The organism is Cellulosimicrobium cellulans, from assembly GCF_024124905.1.
GTDB classification, from domain to species: Bacteria; Actinomycetota; Actinomycetes; order Actinomycetales; family Cellulomonadaceae; genus Cellulosimicrobium; species Cellulosimicrobium cellulans_G.
The window spans coordinates 254,618-274,646 of record NZ_JAMXST010000006.1 but is presented as its reverse complement, the minus strand read 5'-3'; the positions used below and the strand labels follow the sequence as shown (position 1 = coordinate 274,646).

Annotated in this window: 13 protein-coding genes and 1 tRNA gene; 1 reads left to right on the top strand and 13 read right to left on the bottom strand. The window is 71.1% G+C overall.

Annotated elements, in window-relative coordinates; genetic code table 11:
• Nucleotides 1–10: 10 nt before the first annotated feature.
• From NHH00_RS19195 to NHH00_RS19160, 8 genes are all read right to left on the bottom strand, one after another.
• Nucleotides 11–3,892 (bottom strand): DNA-directed RNA polymerase subunit beta', encoded by a 3,882-nt coding sequence (locus NHH00_RS19195; protein WP_253055124.1) that lies wholly within the window; start codon nt 3,890–3,892, stop codon nt 11–13.
• A 115-nt stretch (nt 3,893–4,007) separates the two neighbouring features.
• Complete coding sequence (rpoB, locus tag NHH00_RS19190; protein ID WP_253055123.1) at nt 4,008–7,520, bottom strand: DNA-directed RNA polymerase subunit beta; 3,513 nt, start codon at nt 7,518–7,520, stop codon at nt 4,008–4,010.
• Nucleotides 7,521–8,044: 524 nt separating this feature from the next.
• Nucleotides 8,045–8,434, bottom strand: coding sequence for a 50S ribosomal protein L7/L12 (rplL, locus tag NHH00_RS19185; protein ID WP_021483444.1), 390 nt, complete (start codon nt 8,432–8,434; stop codon nt 8,045–8,047).
• A gap of 114 nt (nt 8,435–8,548) precedes the next feature.
• Nucleotides 8,549–9,079 carry a 50S ribosomal protein L10 gene (gene rplJ / locus NHH00_RS19180; protein WP_021483443.1) on the bottom strand — a complete coding sequence of 177 codons (531 nt, stop codon included), beginning with the start codon at nt 9,077–9,079 and terminating at the stop codon, nt 8,549–8,551.
• A 295-nt stretch (nt 9,080–9,374) separates the two neighbouring features.
• On the bottom strand, nt 9,375–11,942 hold the full coding sequence (locus NHH00_RS19175) for a CHAT domain-containing protein (protein ID WP_253055122.1): 2,568 nt from the start codon (nt 11,940–11,942) through the stop codon (nt 9,375–9,377).
• 8 nt (nt 11,943–11,950) lie between these two features.
• The gene (locus tag NHH00_RS19170; RefSeq protein ID WP_253055121.1) at nt 11,951–13,756 is read right to left on the bottom strand and encodes a S8/S53 family peptidase; all 1,806 of its coding nucleotides are present in this window, start codon (nt 13,754–13,756) and stop codon (nt 11,951–11,953) included.
• A 143-nt stretch (nt 13,757–13,899) separates the two neighbouring features.
• Complete coding sequence (locus tag NHH00_RS19165) at nt 13,900–14,397, bottom strand: hypothetical protein (RefSeq protein WP_170227215.1); 498 nt, start codon at nt 14,395–14,397, stop codon at nt 13,900–13,902.
• Complete coding sequence (locus NHH00_RS19160) at nt 14,394–15,029, bottom strand: RNA polymerase sigma factor (RefSeq protein ID WP_253055120.1); 636 nt, start codon at nt 15,027–15,029, stop codon at nt 14,394–14,396. Before NHH00_RS19160 ends, NHH00_RS19165 begins: the two co-directional genes overlap by 4 nt.
• Nucleotides 15,030–15,484: 455 nt before the next feature.
• Between NHH00_RS19160 and NHH00_RS19155 the strand changes: the two genes are divergently transcribed.
• Nucleotides 15,485–16,789: a glycosyl hydrolase family 18 protein gene (locus tag NHH00_RS19155; RefSeq protein WP_253055119.1), complete on the top strand. Its 1,305-nt coding sequence runs from the start codon at nt 15,485–15,487 to the stop codon at nt 16,787–16,789.
• Between the two features lie 253 nt (nt 16,790–17,042).
• Here NHH00_RS19155 and rplA read toward each other — a convergent pair whose 3' ends face one another.
• From rplA to NHH00_RS19130, 5 genes are all read right to left on the bottom strand, one after another.
• Nucleotides 17,043–17,759 (bottom strand): 50S ribosomal protein L1, encoded by a 717-nt coding sequence (gene rplA / locus NHH00_RS19150; protein WP_047233800.1) that lies wholly within the window; start codon nt 17,757–17,759, stop codon nt 17,043–17,045.
• Nucleotides 17,760–17,915: 156 nt separating this feature from the next.
• Nucleotides 17,916–18,347, bottom strand: coding sequence for a 50S ribosomal protein L11 (gene rplK, locus NHH00_RS19145; RefSeq protein WP_047233799.1), 432 nt, complete (start codon nt 18,345–18,347; stop codon nt 17,916–17,918).
• A gap of 98 nt (nt 18,348–18,445) precedes the next feature.
• Complete coding sequence (gene nusG / locus NHH00_RS19140; RefSeq protein WP_253055118.1) at nt 18,446–19,261, bottom strand: transcription termination/antitermination protein NusG; 816 nt, start codon at nt 19,259–19,261, stop codon at nt 18,446–18,448.
• Nucleotides 19,262–19,377: 116 nt separating this feature from the next.
• Nucleotides 19,378–19,605 (bottom strand): preprotein translocase subunit SecE, encoded by a 228-nt coding sequence (gene secE, locus NHH00_RS19135; protein ID WP_253055143.1) that lies wholly within the window; start codon nt 19,603–19,605, stop codon nt 19,378–19,380.
• 160 nt (nt 19,606–19,765) lie between these two features.
• Nucleotides 19,766–19,838 (bottom strand) — tRNA-Trp (locus NHH00_RS19130).
• Nucleotides 19,839–20,029 lie beyond the last annotated feature (191 nt).

The window sequence follows — 20,029 nt, the reverse complement described above, 5'->3', positions numbered from 1 at the left end:
GCGTGATCTCTCAGCGGTAGTCGCCGAAGTCCAGGTCCTCGAGCGGGATCGCCTCGCCGGAGCCCATGCCGAGCGCCGGGAAGTCGATCTCGTCGTAGCCGAAGCTCGGGTAGAGCTCGGTCTTGGCCTGCTCGGTCGGCTCGACCTGGACCTTGGTGTACCGGGGCAGACCGGTACCGGCCGGGATGAGCTTACCGATGATGACGTTCTCCTTGAGGCCGAGGAGCGGGTCGCGACGACCGCTCATCGACGCCTCGGTGAGCACGCGCGTCGTCTCCTGGAAGGAGGCCGCCGACAGCCACGAGTCCGTCGCGAGCGACGCCTTCGTGATGCCCATCAGCTCGGGACGGCCGGAGGCCGGCTGGCCACCCTCCGCCACCGCACGACGGTTCGCGTCCTCGAAGCGGCCGCGCTCGGCGAGCTCGCCCGGCAGGAGGTGCGAGTCGCCCGAGTCGAGCACGGTCACGCGACGCAGCATCTGCCGCACGATGACCTCGATGTGCTTGTCGTGGATGTCCACGCCCTGGGAGCGGTAGACCTCCTGGACCTCGTCCACCAGGTGCTTCTGCGTGGCGCGCGGGCCGAGGATGCGCAGGACCTTCTTGGGGTCCACCGCACCCTGGACGAGCTGCGTGCCGACGTTGACGTGGTCGCCGTCCTGCACGAGCAGGCGCGCACGCTTGGTCACCGGGTAGGCGATCTCCTCCGAGCCGTCGTCCGGCGTGAGCACCAGACGGCGCGAGCGCTCCGAGTCGTCGATCGCGATGCGGCCCGAGAACTCCGCGATGGGCGCCTCACCCTTGGGGGTGCGGGCCTCGAAGAGCTCCGTGACACGCGGCAGACCCTGCGTGATGTCGTCCGCGGAGGCGACACCACCGGTGTGGAAGGTACGCATCGTCAGCTGCGTGCCCGGCTCACCGATCGACTGGGCGGCGATGATGCCGACCGCCTCGCCGATGTCGACGAGCTTGCCCGTGGCGAGCGAGCGTCCGTAGCACTTGGCGCACGTGCCGACGCGCGACTCGCACGTGAGGACCGAGCGGACCTTGGCCTCGCGGACGCCCGCGGCCACCGCGGCGTCGATGAGGACGTCGCCCGCGTCGTCGCCGGCCTTGCCGACGACGTTCCCGTCGGGGTCGACCAGGTCGGCCGCGAGGGTGCGCGAGTAGACGCTCGTCTCCACCTTCGGGTGGCGCACGAGGATGCCCGCGAGCTCCTCCGCGATCGGCAGCGTCAGGCCGCGCTCCGTGCCGCAGTCCTCCTCGCGGACGATGACGTCCTGCGACACGTCCACGAGACGACGCGTGAGGTAGCCCGAGTCGGCGGTCCGCAGAGCGGTGTCCGCCAGACCCTTGCGGGCGCCGTGCGTCGCGATGAAGTACTCCAGGACGGACAGGCCCTCGCGGTAGTTGGACTTGATCGGGCGCGGGATGATCTCGCCCTTCGGGTTCGCCACGAGACCGCGCATGCCGGCGATCTGACGCACCTGCATCCAGTTACCACGGGCACCCGAGCCGACCATGCGGTACACGGTGTTGCGGTCGTTCGCCTCGAGGTTCTCGCGCATGACGGAGGCGACCTTGTCCGTCGCCTGGGTCCAGATCTCGATGAGCTCCTGACGGCGCTCGTCGTCCGTGATGAGACCACGGTCGTACTGCTGCTGGACCTTGAGCGCGCGCTCCTCGTGCTGCTCGAGGATCTCCGCCTTCGCCGCCGGGGTGGCGACGTCGGAGATCGCGATCGTGACGCCCGAGCGGGTCGCCCAGCGGAAGCCGGCGGCCTTCAGCGCGTCGAGCGACGCCGCGACCTCGACCTTCGGGTAGCGCTCCGCGAGCTCGTTGACGATCGCCGAGAGGCGCTTCTTGTCGACCACGGAGTTCACGTACGGGTAGTCGACGGGGAGCGTCTCGTTGAACAGCGCGCGACCGAGCGTGGTGTCGAAGAGGATCGGCTGACCCTCCTCCCAGCCCTCGGGAGCCTCGAAGCCGGAGACCGGCGGGACGAGGTCCGTCAGGCGGATCTTCACCTCGGCGTTCAGGTCCAGGGTGCCCTGGTCGAACGCCATGATCGCCTCGGCGACCGAGCCGAACGCGCGGCCCTCGCCCTCGGCGCCCTTGCGGTCGCTCGTCAGGTGGTACAGACCGATGATCATGTCCTGCGAGGGCATGGTCACCGGACGACCGTCCGACGGCTTGAGGATGTTGTTGCTCGAGAGCATGAGGATGCGGGCCTCGGCCTGCGCCTCCGCGCTCAGGGGCAGGTGGACGGCCATCTGGTCACCGTCGAAGTCCGCGTTGAACGCGGCGCACACGAGCGGGTGCAGGTGGATCGCCTTGCCCTCGACGAGCTGCGGCTCGAACGCCTGGATGCCCAGGCGGTGCAGCGTCGGCGCACGGTTGAGCAGCACCGGGTGCTCGGTGATGACCTCCTCGAGCACGTCCCACACGACCGGGCGGGCACGCTCGACCATGCGCTTGGCGCTCTTGATGTTCTGCGCGTGGTTGAGGTCCACGAGCCGCTTCATGACGAACGGCTTGAACAGCTCGAGCGCCATCTGCTTCGGCAGGCCGCACTGGTGCAGCTTGAGCTGCGGGCCGACGACGATGACCGAACGGCCCGAGTAGTCGACGCGCTTGCCGAGCAGGTTCTGACGGAAACGACCCTGCTTGCCCTTGAGCATGTCCGAGATGGACTTCAGCGGGCGGTTGCCCGGGCCCGTGACCGGACGACCACGACGGCCGTTGTCGAACAGCGAGTCGACGGCCTCCTGGAGCATCCGCTTCTCGTTGTTGACGATGATCTCCGGCGCGCCCAGGTCGAGCAGACGCTTCAGGCGGTTGTTCCGGTTGATCACGCGGCGGTACAGGTCGTTGAGGTCGCTCGTCGCGAAGCGGCCACCGTCGAGCTGCACCATCGGGCGCAGGTCCGGCGGGATGACCGGGACGGCGTCGAGCACCATGCCCGTGGGCGAGTTCGTCGTCGTGAGGAACGCGTTGACGACCTTGAGGCGCTTGAGGGCACGCGTCTTGCGCTGGCCCTTGCCCGAGCGGATGGTCTCGCGCAGGGACTCGGCCTCCGCCTCCAGGTCGAAGTCCTGGAGACGCTTCTGGATCGCCGCGGCGCCCATCGAACCCTCGAAGTACGTGCCGTAGCGGTCCTGGAGGGCGCGGTAGAGCATCTCGTCGCCCTCGAGGTCGGCGACCTTGAGGTTCTTGAAGCGGTCCCACACCTGGTCGAGGCGGTCGAGCTGCGCGTCCGCGCGCTTGCGGATCTGCGCCATCTCGCGCTCGGCCGAGTCGCGGACCTTGCGGCGCGCGTCGGCCTTGGCACCCTCGGCCTCGAGCTCGGCCAGGTCGGCCTCGAGCTTCTGGGCGCGGGCGTTGATGTCGTTGTCGCGGGCGTCCGCGATCTCCTTCTTCTCCAGGTCGATCTCGTTCTGGAGGTTGGGGAGGTCCTCCTGGCGGCCCTCCTCGTCGACCGAGGTGATCATGTACGCCGCGAAGTAGATGACCTTCTCGAGGTCCTTCGGGGCGAGGTCGAGCAGGTAGCCGAGGCGCGAGGGCACGCCCTTGAAGAACCAGATGTGCGTGACGGGCGCGGCGAGCTCGATGTGGCCCATGCGCTCACGACGCACCTTCGAGCGCGTCACCTCGACGCCGCAGCGCTCGCAGATGATGCCCTTGAAGCGCACGCGCTTGTACTTGCCGCAGTAGCACTCCCAGTCCCGGGTCGGGCCGAAGATCTTCTCGCAGAAGAGTCCGTCCTTCTCGGGCTTGAGGGTGCGGTAGTTGATGGTCTCGGGCTTCTTCACCTCACCGTGCGACCACGCACGGATGTCGTCGGCCGTGGCCAGGCCGATACGCAGCTCGTCGAAGACGTTGACGTCGAGCAAGTTGTCCTACTTCCTTCGTCTGCCGGGACCGGCCGGGGCCGGTGCCGACGCCATAAAGACGGTTGGTGCGGGGTCGTCGGCGGGAGCGGGGTGACCCGCTCCCGCCTGCCCGAGATCAGATCTCGTCGACGCTGGACGCCGCGTTGGGGCGGCGCGACAGGTCGATGCCGAGCTCTTCTGCTGCGCGGTACACGTCGTCGTCCGACTCCCGCATCTCGATGGACACGCCGTCGCTCGAGAGCACCTCGACGTTCAGGCACAGCGACTGCATCTCCTTGAGGAGGACCTTGAAGGACTCCGGGATGCCCGAGTCGGGGATGTTCTCGCCCTTGACGATCGCCTCGTAGACCTTGACGCGGCCGGGGACGTCGTCCGACTTGATGGTGAGGAGCTCCTGGAGCGTGTAGGCCGCGCCGTACGCCTCGAGGGCCCACACCTCCATCTCGCCGAAGCGCTGGCCGCCGAACTGCGCCTTACCACCCAGCGGCTGCTGCGTGATCATCGAGTACGGGCCGGTCGAGCGCGCGTGGATCTTGTCGTCGACCAGGTGGTGGAGCTTGAGGATGTACATGTAGCCCACCGACACCGCCTCGGGGAACGGCTCGCCGGAGCGGCCGTCGAAGAGGCGCGCCTTGCCGTCGGCGCCGACCATGCGGTCGCCGTCGCGGTTCGGGATCGTCGTCGAGAGCAGGCCCGTGAGCGCGTCCTCGTGGACGCCGTCGAACACCGGGGTGGCGACGGGACGGCCCGGCTCGGACGTCGCGGCGATCTCCGGGACGTTCTCCCGCCAGGAGAGGTCCTTGCCCTCGGCCAGCGAGATGTCCCAGCCCTGCTTCGCGACCCACCCGAGGTGGGTCTCGAGGACCTGGCCGACGTTCATGCGACCGGGGACGCCCAGCGGGTTGAGGACGACGTCGACCGGGGTCCCGTCCGCGAGGAACGGCATGTCCTCGACGGGCAGGATCTTGGAGATGACGCCCTTGTTGCCGTGACGGCCGGCGAGCTTGTCGCCGTCCGTGATCTTGCGGCGCTGCGCGATGTAGACGCGCACGAGCTGGTTCACGCCCGCGGGCAGCTCGTCGCCGTCCTCGCGGTTGAACTCGCGCACGCCGATGACCGTGCCGGACTCGCCGTGGGGCACCTTGAGGGACGTGTCGCGCACCTCGCGCGCCTTCTCGCCGAAGATCGCGCGCAGCAGGCGCTCCTCCGGGGTCAGCTCGGTCTCGCCCTTCGGGGTGACCTTGCCGACCAGGACGTCGCCCGCGCCGACCTCGGCGCCGATGCGGATGATGCCGCGCTCGTCGAGGTCCGCGAGGACGTCCTCGGAGACGTTCGGGATGTCCCGCGTGATCTCCTCCGGGCCCAGCTTGGTGTCGCGCGCGTCGACCTCGTGCTCCTCGATGTGGATCGAGGAGAGCACGTCGTCCTGCACGAGACGCTGGCTGAGGATGATCGCGTCCTCGTAGTTGTGGCCCTCCCACGACATGAACGCCACGAGGAGGTTGCGGCCGAGCGCGAGCTCGCCCTCGTCGGTCGCCGGGCCGTCCGCGAGGACGGAGCCGGGCTCGACGCGCTGGCCCTCGTCGACGAGCACGCGCTGGTTGTAGCTCGTGCCCTGGTTGGAGCGGCGGAACTTCGCGATCCGGTAGCTGCCGGTCGTGCCGTCGTCGTTCGCGACGAGCACGAGGTCGGCCGAGACCTCGGTGACGACACCGGGCTTCGACGCGACGACGACGTCGCCCGCGTCGACGGCCGCGCGCCACTCCATGCCGGTCCCGACGAGCGGGGCCTCGGAGCGGACCAGCGGCACGGCCTGGCGCTGCATGTTCGCACCCATGAGGGCGCGGTTGGCGTCGTCGTGCTCGAGGAACGGGATGAGCGCCGTCGCGACCGAGACCATCTGGCGCGGCGAGACGTCCATGTAGTCGACCTGCGCGCCGGGGACGATCTCGACCTCGCCGCCCTTGGTGCGCACGAGCACGCGCTCGTCCGCGAAGGAGCCGTCGGCGTTGAGCGTCTGGTTCGCCTGCGCGATGACGTGGCGGTCCTCGTCGTCGGCCGTGAGGTAGACGACCTCGTCGGTCACCTTGCCCGCCGTCACCTTGCGGTACGGCGTCTCGATGAAGCCGAACGGGTTGATGCGCCCGTACGACGCGAGCGAGCCGATCAGACCGATGTTCGGACCCTCAGGGGTCTCGATCGGGCACATGCGGCCGTAGTGCGACGGGTGGACGTCACGGACCTCCATGCCGGCGCGGTCGCGCGACAGACCGCCCGGGCCGAGGGCCGAGAGACGACGCTTGTGCGTCAGGCCCGCGAGCGGGTTGTTCTGGTCCATGAACTGCGAGAGCTGCGACGTGCCGAAGAACTCGCGGATGGACGCCACGACCGGGCGGATGTTGATGAGCGTCTGCGGCGTGATCGCCTCGACGTCCTGCGTCGTCATGCGCTCGCGCACGACGCGCTCCATCCGGGACAGGCCGGTGCGGACCTGGTTCTGGATGAGCTCGCCGACGGCGCGGATGCGACGGTTGCCGAAGTGGTCGATGTCGTCCGTCTCGACGCGCACCTCGACGGCCTCGCCGTTCCGGGTGCCCGGGATGGACGCGTGGTCGGCGTGCAGGGCCGCGAGGTACTTGATCGTCGCGACGACGTCCGAGACGGAGAGCGTGGAGTCCGTGAGCGGCGCGTCGATGCCGAGCTTCTTGTTCGCCTTGTAGCGGCCGACCTTCGCGAGGTCGTAGCGCTTCGGGTTGAAGTAGAAGTTCTCGAGCAGCGCGCGGCCGGCCTCGACCGTCGGCGGCTCGCCCGGGCGGATCTTGCGGTACAGGTCGACGAGGGCCTCGTCCTGGGTGTGGACGTGGTCCTTCTCGAGCGTGTCGAGCACCGACGGGAAGTCGGCGAACTGCTCGCGGATCTCCGACTCGGTCAGGCCGAGCGCCTTGAGCAGCACCGTGACGGACTGCTTGCGCTTGCGGTCGACGCGCACGCCGACGGCGTCGCGCTTGTCGATCTCGAACTCGAGCCAGGCGCCGCGCGAGGGGATGATCTTCGCCGAGAAGATGTCCTTGTCGCTCGTCTTGTCGGCGGCGCGCTCGAAGTAGACGCCGGGCGAGCGGACGAGCTGGGAGACGACGACGCGCTCGGTGCCGTTGATGATGAAGGTGCCGCGCTCGGTCATGAGCGGGAAGTCGCCCATGAAGACCGTCTGGCTCTTGATCTCGCCGGTGTTGTAGTTGACGAACTCCGCGGTGACGAAGAGCGGCGCGGCGTACGTGAAGTCCTTCTCCTTGCACTCGTCGGCCGTGTACTTCGGCGGCTCGAAGCGGTGGTTGGAGAACGACAGCGACATCGAGGACCCGAAGTCCTCGATCGGGGAGATCTCCTCGAAGATCTCCTCGAGACCCGACGTCGAGGGCACGTCCTGGCGGCCGGCCGCGGACGCGGCGGCGACACGCGCCTGCCACGCCTCGTTGCCGAGGAGCCAGTCGAAGCTCTCGGTCTGGAGGCCCAGCAGGTCGGGGACCTCGAGGGGCTCGTAGATCTTGGCGAAGGAGAGGCGACGCGATGCGGTGCGGTTCGCGATGGCGTCGGCGGTCGGAGCAGAAGGGGTGCGCGAGGCAGCCAAGAGGGGTCCTTCCCTGCAGATCGAAAGAACGCTGCACCGCCGGGCTGAACACGATCACCGCCACCACGACACCTCGCGGACGCGCACGTACGTCGACGAGGGGGTCGGGGGTATTTGAGATCGGGGGCACAGGACAGCGCAAAGCGTGAGCATAGCCCACAACGCATCGTGACACAACCCCGGGGCGTGCGACCCCGCCCGGTTCCCGACGCGTGAACGCCTCACCGGTACTCGCGCGGGCCTCGTCGCCCGCCTCCGACCCGTCTCGCGGGTCGCGAACCTGCTTGTTGTCGACCTCGCTGTCCTGCGTCGTCGACCCGCACATGGTGGCACACTCGTGGCCGTTCCGTGAAGCCGGTGCGCCCGCCCGGGTGCCCGACGACGTGCACGCCCACCTCGGCGCCGCGCTCCCCGGCCCGCCCACGTCGTCGGGCGCCGAGAACGACGACGAGGCCCGCACCCCGGGCGGGGTGCGGGCCTCGTGCGGCGTGCTGACCGGTCCCGTCACGACGGGACCGGCGAGATCACTTGAGGGTGACCGTGGCGCCGGCGCCCTCGAGGGCAGCCTTGGCCTTCTCGGCCGTCTCCTTGTTCGCGCCCTCCAGGACCGGCTTCGGGGCACCGTCCACGAGGTCCTTGGCCTCCTTCAGGCCGAGGGACGTGAGCGCGCGCACCTCCTTGATGACCTGGATCTTCTTGTCGCCGGCGGCCTCGAGGATGACGTCGAACTCGTCCTTCTCCTCCTCGGCCGGGGCGTCGCCCGAGCCACCCGCGGGGGCGGCGACCGCGACGGCGGCGGGAGCGGCGGCGGTGACCTCGAAGGTCTCCTCGAAGGCCTTCACGAACTCGTTGAGCTCGATGAGGGTGAGCTCCTTGAACTGCTCGATGAGCTCGTCGGTGCTGAGCTTCGCCATGATGGCGTTCCTTTCGGTCGGTGCTCGGCAGCGGCCCGGTGCGGGCCTGCCAGAAGCGGGGTGTGTGCTTGCGCTGCGTGGATCACGAGACCGGGGCGTGCCCCGGGCGCGGGATCAGGCGGCAGCGCCCTCCGATTCCTGCTTCTGACGCAGGGCATCGATGACGCGGGCGGCCTGGGCGGTGTTCGCGGTGAAGACGTAGGCAGCCTGGAAGAGCTTGGCCTTCATCGCGCCGGCCGCCTTGGCCAGCAGGACCTCGCGGGACTCGAGGTCCGCGAGCTTCGTGACCTCCGCGGCGGTCAGGGGGCGCCCGTCGAGGACACCGCCCTTGATGACCAGCGCGGGGTTCGCCTTGGCGAAGTCACGCAGACCCTTGGCAGCCTCGACCGGGTCCCCGGTGACGAAGGCGATTGCCGACGGGCCCTGCAGGTCGGCGTCGAGTCCCTCGACACCGGCCTCCTTGGCCGCGATGGCGGTCAGCGTGTTCTTCACCACGGCGTAGGTTGCGTTGCCGCTGAGCGACCGACGCAGCTGCTTGAGCTGCGCGACGGTGAGCCCGCGGTACTCGGTCAGCACGGCAGCGTTCGAGTCGCGGAACTTGTCCGAGATCTCGGCGACTGCGGCTGCCTTGTCCGGCCTCGCCATGGCAATCCTTCCGGTGGTGGTACCACCGGCGTCCGTCCCGGAACGAGAAAGAGCCCCGCGCAGGCGCGGGGCTCGCAGTCGCACGCGCGGCGGGGCCGGGCGGACGTCGTCGATTCGCTACCTGCGCTGGCCTCCACCTCGTGGTGGGACTTCGGTCCGTCACGTCCTGCAGACGGAGTCTGCGGGCAGCATCGGACGACCGGCGGTCTTGGGTACACGCCCATCGTACGGGACGTCGGCGGGTGCTCCAAACCGCGGTCGCGCACCGAGGCGCTGCCTCCGCTCCCCTGCCCGGTCAGAGCACCAGCGGCCCGAAGCACACGAGCGGGACGGGCTCGGGCTCGTCGGCGACGGCGCGGGCGAGCGCCGTCCCCGGCATGGCGCCGTCGCGCAGCTCGGCGTGGAGCGAGGGCATGACGCGCGCGGCGACGTCGTCGCGCAGCGGGGCGACGCTCGCGACCACCGCTCGCGCGCCGAGGCGCAGCAGCACGCTCGTCAGGCCGAGGGACTCGCCGCCGATGCGCGGCGTCGAGAGCCCCACCTCGCACGCCGAGAGGACCACGACCACGCCGTGCAGGTCGATCCCGTCCAGCTCGTGCGCGAACAGCGGGCCGTCGGCGAGCCGCAGAGAGGAGAAGAGCGGGTTGTCGGTCTCGTGCGTCCCGTGCGCCGCGAGGTGGACCACCCCGGCGCTCCGGAGGCCCTCGACCACCGCCTCGCACGTGGCGTCCTCGCCCGCGAGGGCCTCGGAGCCCTCCCAGACCGACGCGACGAGCTTGGCCTCCGCACCCGAGAACCGCAGCCCGGGGCCGGCGACGACGAGCGCCTCGTCGGCACGCCGCGTCGGGTCCCCGACCCGCAGGTCCACCCACGAGTTCGCCCACGTCCGTCGCCCGCGCCGTGACGGCAGAGAGGCCCACGGGAGCGCGAGCAGGAGGTCGCGCGCGGCGAGGTGCAGGTCGCCGTCGGCCTCCAGAGGGACGACGAGCGCGTCGTCGAGCGCGGTCAGGGTGCGCGTGAGCGACGCGACCGCCGCCTCCCGCATCGGGACGGGGATGAGCACGTTGGAGAGGACCGCGAAGTCGGCCCGCGCGCGGCGCACGCGCTCTGCGACCGTCGTGCGCGGCGCGAGCCGCACGAGCCGCGTCCCCGCCGCGGACACGCGGACGGCGAGGACGTCGTCGCCCTCGACCACGAGGTCGGCGACCACGGCGTCGGAGCCCGCCGCGGCGAGCGCGGCCCGGAGCCGGCGCTCCGTCGTGGCCAGCGGCGTGGCGGCCTCTCCCCCGTGCTGCCAGGCGCGGCGACGCGCGTCGTCCTGCAGCCGACGGGCAGACCGCAGGTGGTCCTGGCGACGGGTGAGGTGCGAGGGGTCCGAGGGCGCGCCGAGCGCGCGGGCTGCCTCGACCTCACGGCGCGCCGCGGCGAGGAGGTCTGCGAGGACCGGGTCCGACGGAGGCCGCACACGGCCGGTGCCGGCGAACGCCGCGCGGCCGCGCTCGACCGCGTCGAAGATCGTCCCCGGGCGCCGCGTCCGCAGCGCCGCCGCCACGTCCACGTTGCCGAGCCGGACCCCGTGCACGGCCGACGCCGTCACCGCGTCCACGGAGCCGAGCCGCGCGCGGTGCTCGGCGAGGGCCGACTGGCCGCGCCGCACGGCCCGCACGCCGCCACGGCGGTCCCCGGCCGCGAACGCGAGCTGGGCGAGCACGGCCTCGTGCTGCAGCCGCACGGGCAGCGGGGCGCGGTCGAGCCGCCCGGGAACCTGCGCCAGGACGTCCTGCGCGGCGGGAACGTCCCCCGCGGTCACGAGCCACTCGGCCGCGAGGAGCTGGGCCGGGATCGTCACGCCGAGGCCGGCGGCTCCGCCGAGCGCCTCGCCCTCGCGCGCGAGGGCGAGCGCCCAGCCGGCGTGCCGCCGTGCCGTCGTCGGCGTCACGCCGTCCGACCGGTGCTCCGTGAGCGCCGCCTGCAGCTCGGCGACGCGGGCTCGCAGCATCCACGGGGTGTTCCCGAGCCGGTCGAACCGGCGCGACGCCGACCGGGCCAGGCGGCGGGCGTCGGCGTAGCGCCGCAGGCCGAGCACGACGCGCGACCGCACCAGCTCGACCTCGGCGAGGTCGCGCAGCATGCGGTAGCGCGAGAGGTGCTCGCGCGCCTCGCGCAGCGCGTCGTCGGCCTCGGTCAGCAGGCCGGCGTCGAGCAGGACCTGCGCGCGGTCGATCAGACCGACCGCGGCGTGCCGGTCCGGCGCCTGGTCGGCGGCCTCGTCCATCGCACGCAGCGCGACCGGGAGATCGCCACGGAGGTACTCCGCGTACCCGAGGTTGTGGCGCGCCTTGGAGACGAGGAGGTCGTCCCCGAGCGCGACGCCCCGGCGCACGGCGTCGTCCAGGTCGCGGCTCGCTCCCTCGGCGTCGCCGAGCTCGAGCCGCAGCGACCCGAGGTTCAGCATGAGCACCGCGGCGTCGAGCGGGCGCGCGTCGTCGACGCCCGTGGCCGCCTCCTCCATCTCGACGAGCGCCTCCCGCACGTCGCCCGTCCGCAGCCGGAGGAGCCCGCGCTGGGCGCGCACGACGAACTGCAGGTCGTACATGCCCAGGGCGGCCCCGCGCTCCTCGAGGAGCGCGAGCCGCCCGAGCGCGTCGTCCAGCGACCCGGACAGCTCGAACTCCGCGACGGCGCGACTCATGCCTGCCCGGGCGGCCACGTACACGGCCTCGCGAGTCGCCCCGTCCCCCTGCGCCTCGACCTCGGCGACGATCTCCTCGAAGGCACGGATCGCGCGCCGGTGGCGCCCACGGGCGTTCGTCGCCTGTGCGGCCGCCAGGCGGGACTCGAGCACCGCCTGGTTGCTGACCACTCATCACCTCATGCGTCGTCACCCGGGGTCGGGACCAGACCCGTCGCCAGGGTAATGGACGGCCACAGCCAGGCGCAGCGCTCGGGCGCACCCCGGCCCGGGTCCACCACACCGGGCGCGGTGGGATCGTCGGCGATGCGGTCGAGCAGCGTGGCCGCCAGCTCACCGGCGAGCACAGGTGCGGCGAAGGACGTCCCGCTCCACGTGGCGAACCCGCCCTGGAAGCCCTCAGGGTCGATCGTCGCGCGGAAGCCCGGGCCCCACAGCTCGCGCACGTGCCGGGACGGCGCGACAGCGCCGTCGATGGTCCGCGGGATGGTCGAGACCAACGAGGCACCGGGCCGGGTGCACGTGATCCACGGACCGTCGTTGCTGAAGAGCGACACCGTCCCGTCCGGGTTCTGGGCTCCTACGGCGAGCACCGGCGGCTCGTCCTCGGGGAGAGCGACCCCGTCGAACGGGACGGGCGGGCTCACCTTCCGGTCGATGCGCGGGGCGAACGCGGCCGGGTAGGTCGGCCGGGTCTGCCCGTCGTTGCCCGACGAGACGACGACGATGACCCCGTAGCGACGGAGCGCTCGGATGAGCGCTCCGAACGGGGCGTCGAAGTCGGCGTCCTCGGGACGCTCGTGGTAGTAGCCGAGCGAGAGCACCAGGACGTCGATCGGCGCGTAGCCGTCGCGGCCCGTCAGCCCGAGGACGTGCCAGAGCAGCAGCCTCCGCAGCGAGCGGAGGAGCTCCCGCTCGGGGACGACCCCCGACCCTCCGTAGAGACGCGGGGCGAGGATGACGGCGTCCGGGCAGAGCTGGTGGACGAGGCCCGCGATGAAGGTCCCGTGCCCGGCCACGGCGTCGAGCGGCCCGGTGAGCGGCGAGACCGAGACGCCTCCGATCTCGGGATCCTCGTACGGGTACTCCGTCGGGGGGAGGGTGGAGAGGGGCTGCCCGAGGAGCTCCGGGTCGCGCACGACGACCGTCCCCCGCGTCTCCAGGTCGTCGTCGAACCACGGGTGCTCGCCCACGCCGGTGTCGAGCACCGCGACGACAGGACGCCGCACCCCGTCGCCCGACACGTAGGGGTTCGCGCCGGCGGGAAGCCTGCGCCGCGGCACGGGGCCGATCCAGCTCACCGGTGTCCGTCCGCCGGATCCCGGCACGGCGTACTCCGCGGTCCCCGCACCGAGCGACTGCGTGTACGGCAGCGGCTGTGTGTACGGCAACGGCTGCGTGTACGGCAGCGGCTGTGTGTACGGCAACGGCTGCGTGTACGGCAGCGGCTGCGTGTACGGGAACGGCTGGGTGTAGGGCTGGCCGCCGATGAACGGCGTCGGCGCGATCATGTGGTCCAGAGCGAGCCGCGGGCTGCACCCGTCGTCGGGGCACAGCCGCCCGCGCAGCTCCTCGATCAGCCCCCAGGCATCGGGGAGCGCGCCCTGGCGGTCGTCGCGGTAGTGCAGACGCACGGAGTAGCCGAAGGTCTTGAGCAGGTCGCGCGTCGTCTCGGGGTCGAGGTCGGCCTCGCGCACGAGCTCGGCGTCCTCGATGCTCTCCTCCTGCACCTCGACCCAGAGCCCGCGGTCGGCCGCCGCGCGCTCGAGCCACCGGAGCGAGCGGTTGCCCTCGCGGTCGAACGGCGACTCGGGGATGAGGATGCGGTCGCCGACATACCACGTCGGGTGGGGGGACTGCTTCCCCGCGCGGCGCGGCGCGCTGACCGGGTCGATCGTACGCGTGCGCCACTGGAGCCGGTTCGGCCTGTCGCCGTAGTAGCCCGGGCCGGTCACGTCGACGGGGGGTTCGGGGGTCTCGCTCACGTGCTCCTCCTCGAGGGATGGCGTTCAGTCGGTGCCGCGGGCGTCGACGTCGACGGGCGCGGCCGCGCACGGGTGCGCGGAAGGGGGTGGGGGCGGGACGCCGTCGTGCCGCGGGCGAGAGGTCGCCCGCGGCACGAGGGCGGCTACAGCTCGACGACCGGGGTGCTCACGGCGCCGCCGGCGCCGTCGGCACGGCGCACGACGAGGCTCGCCGGGCCGCGGTCGACGGCGTCGAAGACGAAGCGGCCGTCGTCGTCGCTCGTGGTCTCGCTGACGGTGCCGGGGCGGTGCAGCTCGACGCGCAGCGCCGTCGCCGGGGCGGCCCAGCCGTCGATGCGGATGCGTCCGTCGTCGGTCGCCGACAGCGAGATCATGACCGTGACGGACTCGGACGTGAACGTGATGGTGCGCGCCTCGACGGGCGGAGCGTCGCCCCGCACGGACATCTCGGGGACCTGGACGTACTCCAGCTCCATGACCTCGGCCTCGAGGCCGGCGAGGGTGATCGCGAACAGCGACCGCTCCACGAGGCCGTCGGGCACGGGGTCGATCTCCTCCGCGATCCGCGCCAGCTCCGCGAGCAGCGCGAGGTCGACGGCGTCGAGCGGCTCGTCGGGGCTGTGCGTCGGCTCGGTGCTCATGATGCTTCCCACGATTCCCCCTGGTCGTCGATGATGTCGCGCAGCTTGGCGAGGCAGCGACCGCGCGTGGAGCCGATGCTCCCGACGGGCATGCCGATCGCGGCCGAGATGGCCTTGTAGTCGGGTCGGTCGGCGAGCGACACCAGCCGCAGGAGCCGCCGGCAGCGGTCCGGCAGCTGGTCCAGCGCGGCCCACAGCGAGCGGTCGCGCTCGTTGCGGAGCACCTCGACGTCCGGCGTCGGGTCGCCCGAGGGGAGCTCCGGCACTCCCTCGTCGGTGTCGTCGGGGAGCTCGGTGCGGCGCTTCGCCTCGTCGCGGTGCTTGCGCACGGCCTCCCACGCGGCGCGCTTGGCCGTGATGAGCAGCCACTTGAGGACGGCGTGCGGTTCCTTGATCGTCGTCGCGTTGCGCACGAGCGCGACCCACACGGTCTGGACGATGTCGTCGGCCTGCTCGCGCTCGACGCCCTGGGCCCGCACCGTGTGCCAGAGCAGGGGCGTCGCCTCGCGGACGAACTCGCCGAGGGCGTGGGGGCGACCGTCGCGGTACTCGAGGAGCGCGAGCGCGCCCCGGTCCCCCAGGCTCAGCCCGGGTTCGTCGGTGTCGGCCACCTCGTCGGTCGTTCTCGTCATGGGGGGCACTGTCCTCGGCACGCTCGTCCGTCCAGGCATCAGCGGGGGGTCCCCGGAAGCGCCTGATTCTATGGCCGGGCCGGTGGGGTCGACAACCATCGTCACTGGTCACACCCCTCCTGGCTCGTGCGGCTGCGTCCCATCTCGCTCCTTCGACACGCGGGTCGGAGCGTCGGCCGACACTCCTCCACCGGGACAAGAGGGACGGGTCACCCGTCTGATACATCCGTCGCCCATCGTTCGTCGCGACGCCGCCCACCGGCCTCAGGATCGCCGTCGGGCCGGGTCGCCGTCTAGGTGTTCCCCCGTATGCCGGGCCCGGGAACTGCCGGGGAATCCCTCATGCCACGGGACGGCACGGGCTCCTAGCGTGCAGGACGACCCCTGCGCCCACCGCGGGTGCGGACCGGCGGGGCCGCGACGTCGCGACCCGCCCGAGCACGAGGAGCACTTCCGTGACACCAGTCCTCTCCGGCCGCGCGCGCGGCCGTACCGGGCGCGCGCTGCGCGCCCTCGCCACCGTCGTCGCCGCCGCGACCGTCGCCGCGGGCGGCGCCCTCGCCGCAGCGCCCGCGACCGCGGCGCCCGCGCCGGCCGTCGCCGCACCCGCCGCCGCGGCGTCGGGCAGCACGCAGTGGCTCACCGGCTACTGGCACAACTTCGACAACGGCTCCGTGACGATGCGCCTGTCGGAGATCCCGCAGGCGTACAACCTCGTCGCGGTCGCCTTCGCCGACAACCTGGCCGGAACGCCGGGCGGCATCACGTTCAACCTCTCCAGCGCGGAGCTGGGCGGCTACACCGAGGCGCAGTTCAAGGCGGACATCGCGACGATCCGCTCGCAGGGCCGCAAGGTCGTGCTCTCCGTCGGCGGCGAGAAGGGCAACGTCATCGTCTCCAACGCGACCGAGGCCAAGAACTTCGCCGACACCGCGTACGGGCTCATGCAGGAGTACGGCTTCGACGGCGTCGACATCGACCTCGAGCACGGCATCAACGCGACGTACATGTCGAGCGCGCTGCACCAGCTCTCCGCGAAGGCCGGCCCGAGCCTCGTCCTCACGATGGCGCCGCAGACGATCGACTACCAGGCGACGAGCATGGGGTACTACCAGCTCACCCTCGCGATCAAGGACATCCTCACGATCGTCAACACCCAGTACTACAACTCGGGCTCGATGATGGGCTGCAACCAGCAGGTCTACTCGCAGGGCACGGTCGACTTCCTCACCGCGCTGTCCTGCATCCAGCTCGAGATGGGTCTGCGCCCCGACCAGGTCGGCATCGGCGTGCCCGCGGTCCAGAAGGCCGCCGGCGGTGGCTACCAGCCGCTCGCCAACGTCGTGAAGGCCGTCGACTGCCTCGAGGTCGGCACCGGCTGCGGTTCGTTCAAGCCCGCGACGCCGTACGGCAAGATCGGCGGCGTCATGACCTGGTCGATCAACTGGGACAAGACGAACAACTACCAGGTCGCCTCCGTCATCGGCTCTCGCCTCGCCAGCGGCCCAACCACGCCGACGGACCCCACGGACCCGACCGACCCGACCGACCCCACGGACCCGACCGACCCGACCGACCCCACGGACCCCACGGACCCGGGCACCTGCACCGCCCCGGCGTGGTCCGCGTCGGCCGTCTACACCGGCGGCAACCGCGTCTCCCTCCAGGGCCACACCTACGAGGCGAAGTGGTGGACGACGAACGAGAACCCGACGCAGAGCGGGCAGTGGGGCGTCTGGAAGGACCTCGGCGCCTGCTGACGCCGTCCCGCTGACCCACGACGGGCCGGGCGTCGCACCGGAGGTGCGGCGCCCGGCCCGTCGCGCCTCTGCTGGTCCCCTCTGCTGCCGAACCCGGGATCCTTCCCGAGAGACCATCGATGCTGGGGAGGGATCCCGGGCTCGGCGTTGGTGGCAGGGCGCGTACGGAGACGACGACGGCGCGGCACCCTCGCAGGGTGCCGCGCCGTCGTGCGTGGTGCGGGTGGGGAACCACCCGCGGAGAGGACTGCCGTCAGGCGGCGTCGTCCTCCAGCAGCTTCGTCGTCTTGGACTGGTCCAGCGGGATGCCGGGGCCCATCGTCGTCGTCAGCGTGGCCTTGGTGATGTACCGGCCCTTCGAGGACGACGGCTTGAGACGCAGGACCTCTTCGAGGGCCGCCGCGTAGTTCTCCACGAGCGCCTTCTCGTCGAACGAGACCTTGCCGATGATGAAGTGCAGGTTCGCGTGCTTGTCGACGCGGAACTCGATCTTGCCGCCCTTGATGTCGGACACGGCCTTCGCCACGTCCATCGTCACGGTGCCGGTCTTCGGGTTCGGCATGAGACCACGGGGACCGAGCACCTTGCCCAGGCGGCCGACCTTGCCCATGAGGTCCGGCGTCGCCACGGCGGCGTCGAAGTCGGTGTAGCCACCGGCGACCTTCTCGATGAGGTCGTCGCCGCCGACCTCGTCGGCGCCGGCCGCACGGGCCTCCTCAGCCTTCGCCGCGTTCGCGAAGACGATGACGCGGGCCGTCTTGCCCGTGCCGTGGGGCAGGTTGACCGTGCCGCGGACCATCTGGTCCGCCTTGCGCGGGTCGACACCCAGGCGGAACACGACCTCGACGGTCGCGTCGTACTTCACGGTCGACGTCTCCTTGGCGAGACGGACCGCCTCGAGCGGCGCGTAGAGACGCTCGCGGTCGATCTTCTCCTCGGCGTTGCGGTACGCCTTGCTGCGCGTTGCCATCTGCTTCTCCTTCTGCAGTCGTGGTCTGCGGGTCCGCGCGGACCCTGCCACTGCCGTCCACGGTCGTGGACGGACGGTCTTGGTGTGCCGAACCCCGGATCGCTCCCCAGGAGGTCGTGACCGTGGGGAACGATCCAGGGGCCGGCGGGGAGGGCGTCAGCCCTCGACGGTGATGCCCATCGAGCGGGCCGTGCCCGCGATGATCTTCGACGCGGCGTCGAGGTCGTTCGCGTTGAGGTCCTCGAGCTTGGTCTGGGCGATCTCGCGCACCTGGTCGGCGGTGATCTTCGCGACCTTGACGGTGTGCGGCGTGGCCGAGCCCTTCTGCACGCCCGCGGCCTTCTTGATGAGCTCCGCGGCCGGCGGGGTCTTCGTCACGAACGTGAACGAACGGTCCTCGTAGACCGTGATCTCCACGGGGATGACGTTGCCGCGCTGCGACTCGGTCGCCGCGTTGTAGGCCTTGCAGAACTCCATGATGTTCACGCCGTGCTGACCGAGCGCGGGGCCGATCGGCGGGGCGGGCGTCGCCGCACCGGCCTGGATCTGGAGCTTGATGAGGCCGGAGACCTTCTTCTTGGGAGGCATGACTCTTCCCTGACTTTCTTCTCGTGGGCCGACGCCGTGGGCGATGACCCGGTTGCAGTACTGCGCTCACGCGCGCACGGCCGGTGCCGTGCGGCGCGTCAGATCTTGGCGACCTGGTTGAACGACAGCTCGACCGGGGTCTCCCGGCCGAAGATGGAGACGAGGACCTTGAGCTTCTGGTTCTCGACGTTGATCTCGGAGATCGTGGCGGGCAGCGTGTCGAACGGGCCGTCCGTGACGGTGACCGACTCACCGACCGTGAAGTCGACCTCGACCGGTGCCTTCGCGGCGGCCTGGGCGGGCTTGCCGGGCTCCGGGGCGGGGGCCAGCATCGGCGCGAGCATCGAGAAGACCTCGTCGAGCGTCAGCGGCACGGGCTGGTGGGTGTGTCCGACGAAGCCCGTGACACCCGGGGTGTGGCGCACGGCGCCCCACGACTCGTCGGTGAGGTCCATGCGGACGAGGACGTAGCCCGGGATGCGCACGCGTCGGACGATCTTCTTCTGCGCGTTCTTGATCTCGGCCACCTCCTCCATGGGGACCTCGATCTGGAAGATGTAGTCCTCCATGTTCAGGCTCTGGATGCGGTTCTCCAGGTTGGCCTTCACGCGGTTCTCGTAGCCCGCGTAGGAGTGGATGACGTACCAGTCGCCGAGCTGCGTGCGCAGCGTGCGCTTGAACTCCGCGACCGGGTCCTCGATGACGTCGCCGTCCTCGTCGGCGGGGCGGTCGTCCTCCGACGCCTCGTCCTCCGACGCGTCCTCGTCCACCTCGTCGACCGCGGCGTCCGCGTCGGCCGTCTCGTCAGCCTCGTCGACCGCCGGGACGTCCGTGGTCTCCTCGACGTCGTCCTGGGCACCCTCGGGCTGCGTCGGGTCGACGTTCTCCGTCTGGTCCAGCGACTCCTGGGACACGAACGAACCTGCTTTCTGACGAACTGCTCGATGACTTCTTCTGGAAGCGCCGACGGCGCCCCGAGGGGCGCCGGAAGCCGTGGTGAGGCCCGGCACGACCGGGCGGAGGGGGCTCGCTAGCCGAAGACCCACATGACGGCCTTGCCGATCCCGAGGTCGAGCACGGTCACGAAGGCCATGACCACGACCACGAAGACCAGGACCACCGTCGTGTAGGTGATGAGCTCCGAGCGCGTCGGCGTGACGACCTTGCGGAGCTCGGCGACCACCTGGCGCACGAACAGGGCGATGCGCGCGAAGATGTTGGGCTTCTTGTCCGCGGACGGACGGCCCTTCTTCTTCACCTCGTCGGCGCGTGCGCCGCCTGCACCCACGGCCTCTGACGGCGATTCGCTCACTCGTTCTTCCCCATCGCTCACGTGCGGGACCTGCTCGAACCCTCGGTGCGACCCGGTGCCGGGCCGCGCGTGGTTCCCGGGAAGGTCCCACGAGAGCCACGCCGTGCAGGGTAGACAGGACTCGAACCTGCAACCTGCGGTTTTGGAGACCGCTGCGCTACCAATTGCGCCACTACCCTTCGTGCTCGACGACGCCGTACGAGCCCCCGGCCCCGGGACGAAACACGCGTCTCGGGCGCGGGCCAGCGTGGCGGGCGTCAACCACCGAGGGATCACTGTACGCGACGCGCGGCCCCTGGTCGAACCGCCGTCCACCGATCGGTGGACACGAGGTCCGGACGAACGGCCGTCGCGGGCGACGGAGCCTCGC